Here is a 13256-nt window from a genome sequence, read left to right as displayed (position 1 = left end):
CAAATGCAGCCTTCGCCTCCTCATAACGTCCAAGTAAATATAAGGATTTTCCTTTTTCAGCATAATAAAAGTTTGAAACAAGCTTATCTAAATAATCATCGTATCTAAGCTGATTAAAACGTTCTATTTCTAACAGAGCCTACTCGTAATTATAAATGTAATTATTATAATAATGTGGCTTTAATACAAAAACAAAAGCGTTAACCTCAACACGTTCGGCAAATGCCTGATATTGCACCAGTTTCATAAACATATGATTCGTATGTTCAAAATCATGATTAATCAAGGCACAATAGGCACCCATTCTGTATATATTATCAATGTGATAGAACGGTTGGTTTTTATGGGCATTGATTTATGATGCTATGACCAGCCATCTAAAGGAAGCACATCCAGAGTATGATGACAAAGAAGTCATACCAGAAAGTATGTTGTCATTTATTGATCCTCAATCACAATATACGTTGCTTTGATAGGTCCATGTACGCCAACGATAAGAATCATTTCGATATCGGCTGAGTTACTAGGACCCGTAATAAAGTTAATGCATGAGGCAATATTTTCACCATTGCGCACTTTTTCGCTAATCCAGCGTGCAGCCTGTGTCATACGGGGGACAATGGTGCTTTTAGGAATTAAAATAATTGATTTTTCTGGTAAAAAGCTGACACTTCTACCTCGCTCCTGACTGCTAAAAAGCACAGCCGTTCCTGATTCTGCTAATGTTATTTCACTAATGGTAATGCCGATATTGGCTTTTTCAGCTTGTCGGATATTTTCCTCAGGTTGCTGCGGATTCCATTCATAATGCTCAATATTGGCTTGTTGCCATTGTGTTGTCATTAACGCAGATAATCCGTAGTCTTGGAATCGTTTATCCTGCCATGTAATAACGGACTGACCACCATAATTATCGATAACAGCTTGTAAATCTTGTGGAAGCTTCGCTGTATTTGTCATCACAATATCTGTATGAATATTTTTGCATTGTTTCACTAACACTTCTACTAACTCATCCTTTGTTGCATCTTTTAGCACACCATCTTGCGGCTGGTATTGCCATGTTGGGCGTGGTAGCTCCGCTTTTGGTGACCGTCCTAGCTGCTTGGCAATATTGGCTAAAAAAGTTTCTCGATTTTGTATTGTACCTGTCATTATGACTTGCCTCCTTTTGTCCGCTGCTTCATCCAATCTCTAAAGCTATCTTTATTTGGTGCAGGGAAATCTCTTGCCTCCGTCCATGCCTTTAATGGTCCTGGCCCTTTAGAAATCGTGTTATCTTTCGTAAAAGGGGACATAGCTGGAGAAGCCATTTTTGTTGCTATTTTATATAAAGAAGGGGAAGAGGCACCTAAACCAAATGCTTTCATTAATAGTTTTTCAGAGACAGGTGCTTTGCCTTCATTTTCCACAATGACTTGTCGATGTCGGTGAATCAGCTGATGCAGCGGAATTTTCACAGGACAAGCATCCGTACATGCACCACATAATGTAGAGGCATAGGGTAGCTCTTTAAAATCATCATAGCCCCCTAAAAGAGGGGAAAGTACCACACCTACAGGACCTGAATAGATAGAGCCATACGTATGCCCTCCGACATGACGATAGACAGGACAAGCATTGACACAGGCAGCACAGCGAATGCATTGTAAAATCGGCTGAAACTCACCGCCTAAAATGTTTGAACGTCCATTATCAACAATCACTAAATGGAATTCCTCTGGTCCATCGCTATCTCCCTCATCCTTTATCCCTGTTAGCGTTGTAATATAGCTTGTGAGCTTTTGTCCAACAGCGCTTCTTGTTAATAAGCTAACAAGCACCTCCATTTCTTCAAAGCTAGGGACAATTCGTTCCATACCCATCACCGTAATTTGCGTTTTCGGCAGGGCTGTTACTAAATCAGCATTGCCTTCATTTGTTACAAGTGTAATCGAGCCACTTTCAGCAATGGCAAAGTTACAGCCTGTAATACCAATATCTGCTGTTAAATATTCGTTGCGCAATTTCTCACGTACATAAAGGGCAAGCTCCTCTGGCTTTTCGCTTTGCTTATAGCCTTGTTTTTCTTTAAAAACATCTCGAATTTGCTCTTTATTTTTATGCAGGGCAGGTACAACAATATGTGATGGTGGCTCGTGATCTGCCACCTGCAAAATATATTCACCAAGGTCTGTTTCAATGACCTCACAGCCAAGCTCCTCTAACGCAGCATTTAAGTTAATTTCTTCTGTTACCATTGATTTTGACTTCACAATTTTAGCGGCTTCTTTCTTTTTCGCAATGCCTTGAATATAGTCCGTTGCTTCTTGTGCTGTTTGTGCAAAAAATACATGTCCACCTCGTTTGGAGACATTTTCACTTAATTGATATAAATAATAATCAAGATTTTCTAATACATGCTTGCGAATTTCCTCGCCATGTGACCGCCATTCCTCCCAGTGTCCAAGCTCCTCTGCCTGTTGGAGGCGGCGCGTTTGAAAGCGTTCCTGGGCACTGGACACAGCGCCGCGCATAAATTGATTGTCCAGCTCCTTTGTCACACGCTGATTAAAGCGATCTTCACTCGTTTTCATTGCCATTATCGATTCCTCCTCTTATCGGCTATTTAAAACTTCCGCAATATGCATTACTTTGATTGGCTTTCCTTGACGTTGAATACGCCCTCCAATATTTAATAAACAGCCCGCATCTGCGCCAATTAAAATATCAGCCCCTGTTTCTTCCACATTGCATACCTTTTCATCAACCATTTCTCCAGAAATATTGCCCATTTTGACTGAGAATGTACCACCAAATCCACAGCAACGCTCCTTGCCTGGTAGCTCCATATATTGTAAGCCTTTAACATGGCTTAATAGCTGAAATGGCGCTTCCGTTACACCAAGTAGACGGGTCATATGGCAGGATGAATGATAGGTTGCTGTTCCCTCTAACTGTGCGCCCACATCCGTTATCTTTAAAACATCCACAATAAACTCTGTGAATTCATAGGTTTTATCTGCTAATGCCTGCGCCTTTGGTTGCCAAATAGGGTCATCCTTAAAAACTTCAGGATACTCTTTAAACATATAGGCACAAGAGCCAGAAGGGGACACTACATATTCGGCATGCTCAAAGGTCGTAATCATTTTTTTCATGGCATTTTTAGATTCCCTCACATAGCCACTATTATAGGCAGGCTGTCCACAGCAAATTTGATTTTCTGGAAAGTCAATCTCACAGCCAAGTCTTTCTAATACTTCAACAGTTGCTTTGCCTACATCTCCTTGAAACATATCTACTAAACAGGTTGCAAACAGTGTCACTTTCATTTTATCACTCCTCCTACATAGTCAACCGGTCATCTGATGACTAATAAAACAAATAGATTGTTTTTATAATACTACAACTATTCAGAAGAATAAAAGAGATTCATAAAATTTTTCAAAAAAGCTGCCCTGTTATAAAGGCAGCTTGGGGGATTGCATAGATTCTGTTGTTTCAAAATATTGCAGTAACACTTTTTCGACATTGCTTAAATGGGAAGACATCGCATGCTTTGCCAGCTCCTCATTTTGCTGTTTAATGGCAAGAAAAATTTGCATATGCTCATCATATAATTTTTCACTCGTTGTTTTTTTAGAATAAAGCCAAATACGGCGCGTTTCCTTCATCGTTTCCAGCATCAGTCCTGACACTTGATCGAGAATCGTCGTCAGCAGGGGATTTTGTGAAGCAGCAGAAATCGCAGCATGAAATTGAAAATCAACTTTTTCACCTAATTCACCATCACCTTGTACACGCTGCATTTCTTCAAGTATTTGTATCATTTTTTGAATATCTGCATCTGTGCGATGAATGGCTGCGCTTGCGGCTGTACCTACCTCAATAATTTTACGAACCTCTAATAAGTGAGAGACATCCTGTTTATTCGTTAAAATTGCTGTTGAAAGAGGGAAATCAAGCTGATTGGATGTGACACTTTTGACAAATGTTCCTGAGCCCTGCTTGATTTCAATAAGCCCCATTGCTTTTAAAGCGGAGAGTGCTTCACGTACGGCAGATCTACTGACTTGTAATTGTTCGGCTAGCTGTTCCACGGAGTCAAGCCGATCCCCTGGCTTTAATAATCCGGCTCTAATTTTTTCATGGAGGATTTCGGATACTTCTTCATATATTTTCTTTGGCTTTATTCTTCTTAATTCCATGGAACAAGAGAGTATAAAATATTTTGTGTAAATAGAAAATTCCATAGAAAAAGGAAGACCCTTTCTTGGTAGAATTAAGTCACCACAACCAATCCTAGAAAAGAGGTCTTCCCTATGAATCAGTTTACAACAGAAATTGTCGATGCACTAGTCAAAAAACAAGATATTACCGAGGTTTTTCGTTCGCACTTGGAAATGGCGATCAACTCGCTACTGGCGACAGAGCTGACGGAATTTTTGGATTACGAAAAATACGATCGTATCGGGTTCAACTCAGGCAATTCTCGCAATGGGTCTTATTCGCGTACACTTCACACGGAGTACGGCGATTTAACGCTTCAAATCCCGCGGGATCGCAACGGTGAGTTTAAACAACAGACAGTGGTACCATATAAGCGCTCGAACGATACGCTGGAAGAAACGGTCATTCACTTGTTCAAAAAAGGCATTACGATGGCGGAAATTGCGCAATTAATTGAGAAAATGTATGGGCATCACTATACGCCGCAAACGATTTCGAATATGACAAAGGCTGTTTCAGAAACGGTAGAAGCCTTTAATAACCGTCCTTTGCACAATCGTTACGTATGCGTGTATTTAGACGCGACGTATATTGCCGTGCGTCGTGATACGGTGTCAAAAGAGGCCGTCTATATTGCAGTTGGTATTCGTGAAGACGGCTCTAAAGAAGTGCTTGGCTATACGATTGCCCCAACAGAATCGGCCTACAACTGGCAGGAGCTACTACAAGAGCTCAAAGACCGTGGTGTAGAAGACGTACTTTTATTCGTATCAGACGGCTTAAAAGGCATGGCAGACGCTGTGTTTAATGTGTTTCCAAAGGCAAAATATCAGGTGTGCCTTGTCCATGTGGCACGCAATATCATGCATAAAGTCCGAGTAGAAGATCGCAAGGAAGTGTGCGAGGATTTTAAAACGATTCACCAGGCAAAGAACGCTGAAGCAGCGAAAAAAGCGCTCGAGACGTTCTGCGAAAAATGGGGCAAATCGTATAAAAAAGTCGCACAAGGCTTACTCGAAAACCCGTATTTACTGACGTTTTACGGCTTTCCCAAGGCGATTTGGCGAAGCATCTACTCGACGAATTTAATCGAGTCGTTCAATAAGCAAATCAAAAAATATACAAAGCGCAAGGAACAGTTCCCGAACGAAGAATCGTTGGAGCGCTTTTTAGTGACGCAGTTCGAAGACTATAATCAACGTTTCGCCACACGCTGCCACATCGGCTTCAATCAGGCCCGTGCAAAGCTAGAAGAAATGTTTGAGCAGCTGCACGAACCGGCAAACTAGACCGGGACGCGCCAGCGCGAAATTTGAGTGTGTAGGAAAGGGCTAGCCCTTTCCTACACACTCAAATCAACACTTCGAACAAGTACAATTGAATACACAGGTGATGAGTTCCCTTGAACGGGTGAATCGTCATTTACACAAAAATATTGACAGTACCTGGAACAACACCCCTTATCTTTCTACAATTGCTTAATTGTTATATTTATTATACATGAAAAAACAACTTACTTACTGTGAAGTGAATACTTTTGGAGGGCTTATTGGAGATTTGGAACGTTTATTCCGTGTCTATCTATCAGGTTTGCAGTTCTATCCAGCATTTCAAGGATTCAATCCACTGCGTTATAGGAAAAAGCTAAAAATATCGAGCGCTGTCGAATTTTAGTGTTGTGAAAAATATATTGAATTTTGAGAATATAGTTAATATAATCATAGCATATGGTCATCTGATGACCTAATCTTCCGCTGATTTGTTGAGATCAGTGAATGTGGAAGGTTTACTGCAATAATATCTGAATGATGGTGCATTTCTTGAGAAAGGAAGCTGCTTCTACAAAAAGAGGAGAAAATCGACAAGGTCTGAAAGCTTAAGGGAAACGTGACTAATCATACAGGAGGAAATATTTTATCACATTATTGTGGAAAATCTTTTTAGGAAAAATACAACTATGGGGGGATGTAGTTTGACTTTTACACAAAATTTCACAGCCGTTGGAGGGAGTTTAGCTTGGTCGGCGGTGGTAGCAGTTGTGCCGATACTTTATTTCTTCTGGGCGCTAGCAATTAAAAAAATGAAGGGCTATATGGCGGGACTAACGACGCTTCTTGTATCATTACTATTAGCGGTTTTTGCTTTTAAAGTACCTACTGCCACAGCCGTTATGTCTGCTACACAAGGCGCGGTTTATGGGCTTCTTCCAATTGGATGGATTATCGTGACATCTGTTTTTCTGTATAATCTTACGGTAAAAACAGGGAAGTTTAATATTATTCGTCATTCAGTGCTATCCATTACAGAGGATCGACGTATTCAAGCATTACTTGTGGCATTTTCATTTGGTGCGTTTTTAGAGGGAGCAGCGGGCTTTGGGGCACCTGTTGCCATTTCAGCCGCACTGTTAGTTGGGCTAGGCTTTAATCCGCTGTATGCTGCAGGGCTTTGCCTGATTGCGAACACGGCACCTGTGGCATTTGGTGCAATTGGTGTCCCTATAACTGCTATGGAGGGGCCAACAGGTATACCTGCGTTGGAAATATCAAAAATGGTGGGGCGTCAATTACCATTTTTAGCAGTCTTTATTCCATTCTTTCTAGTATTTATTATGACGGGCTTTAAAAAGGCTTGGGAGGTTATGCCCGCTATTTTAGTGTCAGGGATTTCCTTTGCGGTGACACAATATTTAAGCTCTAACTTCCTTGGCCCTGAATTACCAGATGTACTATCTGCATTAGTATCTTTATTTGCATTAGCAATTTTTATGAAGTTTTGGCAGCCAAAAACAATTTATCGCTTTGCAACGGAGCGAGAAACAACGGCTACACTATCGACAAATGAATCCTATAGCGGAGCAACAATTGTAAAGGCTTGGTCACCATTTATTATTTTAACAATCTTTATTTCCTTTTGGGGAATTCCAGCAATCAAAAGCGCTCTAACAGGTCATTATGAGGGTTCTAATATTTTATTGAAAGGCGTCAATACGTTAGGACAAGCACTGACATTTATGCCAGAAGTACCTTTTTTACATAATCAAGTGTTAAATGGTACAACAGGTGAGCCAATTGCAGCAGTATATAAGCTAGAATTACTGGGGGCAGCAGGCACGGCTATTTTATTAGCAGCGATCGTGACAAAGTTTATTTTACAAATTTCATGGCGTCACTGGGGCACAACGTTTATGGAAACCATAAATGAAATTAAGTTTCCATTGATTACAATTTGCTGTGTGGTTGGCTATGCTTATGTCACAAATGCAGCAGGAATGATGACAACACTTGGCTTAATGCTAGCGAAAACAGGCGCGTTATTCCCATTCTTCTCACCTGTACTTGGATGGCTCGGCGTATTTATTACAGGCTCGGATACCTCCTCCAATGTATTATTCGCCAAGCTCCAACAGGTGACAGCAGAATCAGTGGGTATGGATCCTGTACTAGCCCTTGCAGCCAATTCATCAGGTGGAGTAACAGGGAAAATGATTTCACCCCAATCCATTGCAGTAGCCGCAGCAGCCGTTGGACTTGTAGGCAGAGAATCAGAATTGCTGCGCTTTGCTGTAAAATATAGTGTGATGCTACTGCTATTTATCTGTATTTTGACATACCTACAAAGCAATATTTTAGCTTGGATGATTCCATAAAAGATAGGGTAAAAGGATGGAAACGGTTAACGTTTATCATCCTTTTTATTTTTGAAGTATTGACAGAAAATCTGATGGGGCGCATAATGCAGAAAGAAAACTTGTTTGGCAGGGATTTCTTATAAATCTCATGATTTTGCCATGAAACGTTCACAGGCTGGAAGGGCGCATTTTATAGTGTTTTTTGGTACGATGGAGGCAGTAACTGTAAGGAGCGATTTCAAAATATGGGATCTGATATTAACGTATTTTTAGCTTTTGGTGCAGGTTTTTTAAGCTTTATTTCACCCTGTACGCTTCCCTTGTATCCAGTATTTTTATCATACATAACGGGAATGACATTAGATGAGCTAAAATCAGAAAAAGGTATGCTACAGAAACGTGCTATTTTCCACACATTATTCTTTTTACTAGGATTTTCAATTATTTTTATTGCAATTGGGCTGAGTGCGTCTTTTTTTGCCAATTTTTTCCACAATTATCAAACCTTATTACGTCAAGTAGGCGCTATTTTAATCGTTGTATTTGGTTTAATGATTGTGGGACTATTACAAATTGACTTTTTAAATAGGGATCATAAAATTCAATTTAAAAATCGACCGTCTGGCTATTTTGGGTCTGTTTTAATTGGTATTGCCTTTGCAGCAGGATGGACACCGTGTACAGGACCAATCCTAGCATCTATTATTATGCTAGCAAGTACAAATCCAGGTGCGGGCTTTAGCTATATGTTTGCTTATTATTTAGGCTTTGCGATACCGTTCTTTGTACTATCATTCTTTATTTCGCGTATGACATGGATTCGTACACATAGCCAAAAAATTGTGAAAATCGGCGGTTATATTATGATTGCTGTAGGGATTTTATTATTCTTTGATGGGTTAACGTATATTACACGAATATTAGAGCCTATTTTCGGTGGATTTACAGGCTTTTAATTTGTTAAACTAAAGAAGGCTATCCCATATTAACGTGGAGGGAGATGAACAGGTGCCTACAGTTTTAGTAGTGGATGATACGTTATTTATGCGTGTTGCCATCAGTAATATGTTTACAGAATGGGGTTATGAGGTCGTTGGAAAGGCAGTGAATGGGAAAGAAGCTGTGGCAATGTATCGAGCGTTACAGCCAGACTTAGTAACGATGGATGTAACGATGCCTGTTATGAATGGTATTGCAGCAGTGAAAAAAATTATTCCTGAATTTCCGGATGCAAAAATTATTATGATTACAGCACTTGGTCAGCAAAAGCTTATCGTGGAAGCGATTGAAAGCGGAGCAAAAGATTTTATTACAAAGCCTTTTGAGCCAGAAAAATTAAAAGCTGTAGCCGATCAATTATTGGGACAAAATTGCTAATTAGATATTAGAGGAGGACCTTTTATGTTAAGCAGCATCCCTTCTCACTATTATGTTATTGGGTCAACCATCATGGCCATATTAATGGGAAGCTTTGTGATGGTGATACGAATGCGAGCTTCCAAAATGCCTACCAATGAGAAGAAAATTATTATTCCGCCGATTGCCATGTCCACAGGTGCGCTGATGTTTTTATTTGAGCAATTTCGCGTACCACTCATGCAAGTTTTAGAGGCAGCTGCTGTAGGAGTGGTGTTCTCGACGATTTTAATTGCTACTTCTAAATTTGAAGTAAAGGGCCGAGATATTTATTTAAAACGTTCAAAGGCATTTGCGTTTATATTAATCGGTTTGTTAATATTCCGCGTGGTGGCAAAAATGATTTTAAGTAGTTCCATCGATGTCGGGGAATTAGCAGGTATGTTCTGGATTTTAGCCTTCGCTATGCTAGTACCTTGGCGAATAGCTATGCTCATCCAGTTTAAAAAAGTAAAAAAAACGATTCCGCAACTACACTAGTGTGAAGGCTAGTGTAGTTTTTTTATGGCTTAATAGGGTGGAAAGAAAGTCGTGGTTAGAATATACAAAATGAAGGATAGAAAGCAAGCAAGTGGCTAGCACGCTTGAAATGCAGGATAGCTACTTAAAAAGTGGAGGATAGGATATGCAAAGCGATGGATAAACACTTCTAATGGCAAGAAAAAACGCTGCACTAGAATTCTTGTGCAGCGTGGTTACTATTCGAATAAATGCTCGTATGGGGCCATATCAATTTGCATTTCCTCTAATTTTTTGCGTAAAAATTTATGGTCGCGCTTTGGCGTTGCTTGTATATAGCCTCGAATAATAAGGTCGTGATCGATGGCCTTTGCTTTTTCCTCTAAAGCAAGCTCGCCAATTTTACCTGCAATCTTTTCCTTAGCCACTTGTCTAAAAAGTTCAGGTACAGGGCTTACTAGCTCATAGAGTAGCTCCTTTTCAGCTTGTCCCCATAAGTGGATCGTTTTATCTAAATAATATTCTTGCCAATCTAAATCAGATTTTCCATCCTGTTTAGGCAATGCTTTTAAAAATTTGCGGAACATAAAAAATCCGCCGATCGCCATCAAGGAAATAAGAACAACAACCCAAAATAAAATAAACCATAAAAACCAGCCTTCTAACAAATCGTTCACCTCTTTGCCTTCTCTTTCTCTATTATAAAAGCTTCCGAAAAAAAATTCATCCTTAATTGTCCTTTTTTAGTAAGAAGTCTGTATATAGAGTGTAGAGAGGAGGGGATGTTACATGACAAATATCAGCTTTGTAAATGCTACACTGCGTCTTACGTATACGATTGGCTATGATGAACAAAACGAACCACTAGTTGCCACGAAGTCGTATCGTAATCTTAACAGCACCCATAGCACAGCCGATTTAGTGGCAGTTGCGAACGCTATGGCCAGTCTATCATCACAGCCGTTAGCAAGCATTGTCAAGCAAGAAACAACAAATTTATCTTAAAGGGGGAGTATGGCATGACACAAGTGTTAGAGCTGCAATTTGCTACAGCTACTGGCAAAACAACAACACTGACAATTGATGCACCAAAGTCAACCATTACAGCAGCTGAAATTCAGCAGGTCATGGAAATCATTATAACGAAAAATGTTTTTACAGGACAAGCAGGTGCTTTGGTAGCCATTAAAGGAGCTCGTATTGTCGATCGTCAAGTCACAGAATTTGATATAGCAACAACATAATAGAAGAAGTGGTCTTTGCAGCTTGCGAGGCAAAGACCACTTTTATCATATGTGAAAGGAGGAAACTTTATGGAACAATGGTTCAACATGTTATCCGATATCGGCTTTCCCATTTTAGTGTCATTTTATTTATTGCACCGAATCGAAGTAAAGCTGGAGGCGATTCATGCTGCACTCGTTTCCTTAAAATGAACTGGATTTCACAAAGATGTACGAAAGCTGTCACCTTGAAGTTCTTGTCAACGTTTACAACCTACGTTAGGATGAGAATAGTGTAGGCTAGGGAGAGTGTTAATATGAAACGTAAATTAATAGGGCTTGTCGTACTGTTAGCCTGTGCATCTATATTAGGTGCCTGCGGAAATACAAAATTTAAAGCAGATTATAGCCTTGAAATACCTGATTTTGAACATGTGAATCAACATGGAGAGGCTGTATCATTAGAAAGCTTAAAAGGAAAACCGTGGATTGGGATGTACATTTTCACAAACTGTATATCAATCTGCCCACCAATGTCATTGAATATGGCACAAGTTCAAGAAAAGCTCCAGAAAAAAGGTGTGGAGGATTATAACATTGTAGCCTTTTCAGTCGATCCAGATGTTGATAAACCAGAAGTGTTAGCGGATTATCTTAGTAAATTCAATGTCCCAGATGAATCAAAGTGGAACCTTCTTACAGGGTATTCGCAAAAATATATTGAACAATTTGCAGTGAAAAATACAAAGATTTTGGTGAAAAACGATCCTAACAGTGATCAAGTTATTCATGGAAATCAATTTTTCTTAGTCGATAAAGATGGTCTATTAGTGAAAATGTACAATGGCTATGCTGAAAATATTGAAGATGTGCCTATTGATACGATTGCCTCCGATATCGAAACATATATTGATGAAAACTTATAAATATCAGAAAACCGTCTCATGATTCATTGAGGCGGTTTTTGTGAGGTAGGTAACAATCTACCACGTTTAATTTCTAGAAGTCATAATCAACTATATCTTCTAATGATAAACCATATGATGACAATTATAATAGGTTCTGGTATTGTAAAATAAAAAGGGAGCGATGGCCATGACGTTAGCACAAACCTATTTACAGATTGTCCAAAAAAGATTTAAAAATATGAAAGAGCAAGGTGATCAAACATTAGCCCAATTAGAGGGTGAACAGCTACACTGGGCATACAATGAAGAATCAAATAGTATTGCTGTTATTGTTAAGCATCTAAGTGGCAATATGATTTCACGCTGGACTGATTTTTTAACGACAGATGGAGAAAAGCCTACTAGAAATCGCGATGATGAGTTTATAGATAGTTTTCACACAAAAGAAGCGATTATGGCTGCTTGGGAAAAGGGCTGGCAAGTATTTTTAGACACTTTAGCAAGTTTAACAACAGCCGACTTGGATGGGGATATTACGATTAGAGGTGAGCGGCTAGCGGTAATGGATGCCATTGAAAGACAAATGGCTCACTATGCACAGCATGTAGGTCAAATTATTTATATTGCAAAACAAGTAAAGGGCGCAGAGTGGCAGACATTAAGCATACCAAAAGGGCAATCCCAAACCTTTACAGAGGCAATGCTAGAAAAGTACCAGTCATAATATTAGAGATCGTAGCTACTGGCATCAAGTCGCTACGATCTTTTTTATTTTGTTTCAGCACTCTACCTGTTAAACCAAGATAAAAGCAGCACAGACTGTCGTTATGATTCACTCTAGTACAGGCTTGCAAAAATCTGGAGGAATGGTTTATGTGCATGAAAATAGGCTTACAGTGACAAGTACTATTATGCTAACGAGTAATGGATTTATCTGTAAAGCCTGAATAGTAAGAAAATCATAAAAATGTTTGAAATTATATATTTTATCCGATAAAAGATTTGGGAAATATGTAAAACCACTAAAGAAAAGGAGATCTTATTGAAAAGCATAGCATTTAATTGCACTGTATAATGCCCATATGTAGCACAAATATTTTTTACATCGAGAGAAAGAAGGCGAAGATTGTATGAAACAAATAATGGGGAGCTTTAAGGGTAAGCTTTATATATTATTTGCTCTTATTTTACTAGTCCCAGCGCTGTCTGTTGGGAGTTTATCCTATTTTTCAGCTAAAGATGCTATTAGGGAAGAAATCTTATATAGCGCAAATGAAAGTGTAGGAATTTTAAATAAGCTGATTGATCAAACAATTAGTGAAAAGGTGCATGATATTGGCATTTTTAGTAAGGAAATTGAAATTCTCGAGCAACCAGAGGAGCCAGTACGTGAAAAGTTGCAGTAAT

General features: G+C 39.3%; 16 protein-coding genes. 11 read left to right on the top strand and 5 right to left on the bottom strand.

The genetic code is table 11. The features are described 5' to 3' along the window. Positions 1–438: 438 nt before the first annotated feature. From ADM90_RS16090 to ADM90_RS16075, 4 genes are all read right to left on the bottom strand, one after another. On the bottom strand, positions 439–1155 hold the full coding sequence (locus ADM90_RS16090; protein WP_053995951.1) for a LutC/YkgG family protein: 717 nt from the start codon (positions 1153–1155) through the stop codon (positions 439–441). Continuing rightward, positions 1155–2582 carry a LutB/LldF family L-lactate oxidation iron-sulfur protein gene (locus tag ADM90_RS16085; RefSeq protein ID WP_053995950.1) on the bottom strand — a complete coding sequence of 476 codons (1428 nt, stop codon included), beginning with the start codon at positions 2580–2582 and terminating at the stop codon, positions 1155–1157. Before ADM90_RS16085 ends, ADM90_RS16090 begins: the two co-directional genes overlap by 1 nt. 15 nt (positions 2583–2597) lie before the next feature. Then, complete coding sequence (locus ADM90_RS16080; protein ID WP_053995949.1) at positions 2598–3314, bottom strand: (Fe-S)-binding protein; 717 nt, start codon at positions 3312–3314, stop codon at positions 2598–2600. A gap of 129 nt (positions 3315–3443) precedes the next feature. Next, on the bottom strand, positions 3444–4190 hold the full coding sequence (locus ADM90_RS16075) for a FadR/GntR family transcriptional regulator (protein ID WP_053996708.1): 747 nt from the start codon (positions 4188–4190) through the stop codon (positions 3444–3446). 114 nt (positions 4191–4304) lie between these two features. On the opposite strand from ADM90_RS16075, the gene ADM90_RS16070 reads away from it, so the two are divergent. The 5 genes from ADM90_RS16070 to ADM90_RS16050 all read left to right on the top strand — a co-directional run bounded on the left by ADM90_RS16070 (position 4305) and on the right by ADM90_RS16050 (position 9739). Continuing rightward, positions 4305–5501, top strand: a complete 1197-nt coding sequence (locus ADM90_RS16070; RefSeq protein WP_053993757.1) for an IS256 family transposase — start codon at positions 4305–4307, stop codon at positions 5499–5501. Between the two features lie 668 nt (positions 5502–6169). Next, positions 6170–7861 carry an L-lactate permease gene (locus tag ADM90_RS16065; protein WP_152928039.1) on the top strand — a complete coding sequence of 564 codons (1692 nt, stop codon included), beginning with the start codon at positions 6170–6172 and terminating at the stop codon, positions 7859–7861. Positions 7862–8088: 227 nt separating this feature from the next. After that, on the top strand, positions 8089–8799 hold the full coding sequence (locus ADM90_RS16060) for a cytochrome c biogenesis CcdA family protein (protein ID WP_053995947.1): 711 nt from the start codon (positions 8089–8091) through the stop codon (positions 8797–8799). 34 nt (positions 8800–8833) lie between these two features. Continuing rightward, positions 8834–9220 (top strand): response regulator, encoded by a 387-nt coding sequence (locus tag ADM90_RS16055; RefSeq protein WP_053995946.1) that lies wholly within the window; start codon positions 8834–8836, stop codon positions 9218–9220. A gap of 24 nt (positions 9221–9244) precedes the next feature. Further along, positions 9245–9739 (top strand): CcdC family protein, encoded by a 495-nt coding sequence (locus tag ADM90_RS16050; RefSeq protein WP_053995945.1) that lies wholly within the window; start codon positions 9245–9247, stop codon positions 9737–9739. 218 nt (positions 9740–9957) lie between these two features. Here the strand turns inward: ADM90_RS16050 and ADM90_RS16045 are convergent, their stop codons facing one another. After that, entirely contained in the window at positions 9958–10386 is a 429-nt protein-coding gene (locus tag ADM90_RS16045; RefSeq protein ID WP_053995944.1) for a DUF2621 domain-containing protein, read from the bottom strand. Positions 10387–10507: 121 nt separating this feature from the next. Here ADM90_RS16045 and ADM90_RS16040 point away from each other — a divergent pair, with 121 nt between their 5' ends. From ADM90_RS16040 to ADM90_RS25185, 6 genes are all read left to right on the top strand, one after another. Next, a complete protein-coding gene (locus ADM90_RS16040) occupies positions 10508–10723 on the top strand; it encodes a DUF1659 domain-containing protein (RefSeq protein ID WP_053995943.1) in 216 nt (71 codons plus the stop codon). Between the two features lie 14 nt (positions 10724–10737). After that, the gene (locus ADM90_RS16035; protein WP_053995942.1) at positions 10738–10962 is read left to right on the top strand and encodes a DUF2922 domain-containing protein; all 225 of its coding nucleotides are present in this window, start codon (positions 10738–10740) and stop codon (positions 10960–10962) included. A gap of 69 nt (positions 10963–11031) precedes the next feature. Beyond that, entirely contained in the window at positions 11032–11154 is a 123-nt protein-coding gene (locus ADM90_RS23945) for a YvrJ family protein (RefSeq protein WP_083448586.1), read from the top strand. A gap of 104 nt (positions 11155–11258) precedes the next feature. Beyond that, a complete protein-coding gene (locus tag ADM90_RS16030) occupies positions 11259–11867 on the top strand; it encodes an SCO family protein (RefSeq protein WP_053995941.1) in 609 nt (202 codons plus the stop codon). A 169-nt stretch (positions 11868–12036) separates the two neighbouring features. Beyond that, entirely contained in the window at positions 12037–12573 is a 537-nt protein-coding gene (locus ADM90_RS16025) for a DUF1572 family protein (protein ID WP_053995940.1), read from the top strand. Positions 12574–12979: 406 nt separating this feature from the next. Continuing rightward, positions 12980–13255: a hypothetical protein gene (locus ADM90_RS25185; RefSeq protein WP_235473635.1), complete on the top strand. Its 276-nt coding sequence runs from the start codon at positions 12980–12982 to the stop codon at positions 13253–13255. The last annotated feature ends 1 nt before the right edge of the window (position 13256 follow it).

The organism is Lysinibacillus macroides, from assembly GCF_001281525.1.
Taxonomy (GTDB): domain Bacteria; phylum Bacillota; class Bacilli; order Bacillales_A; family Planococcaceae; genus Lysinibacillus; species Lysinibacillus macroides.
The sequence above is the reverse complement of the archived record's forward strand: the minus strand, read 5'-3'. Positions and strand labels throughout refer to the sequence as shown.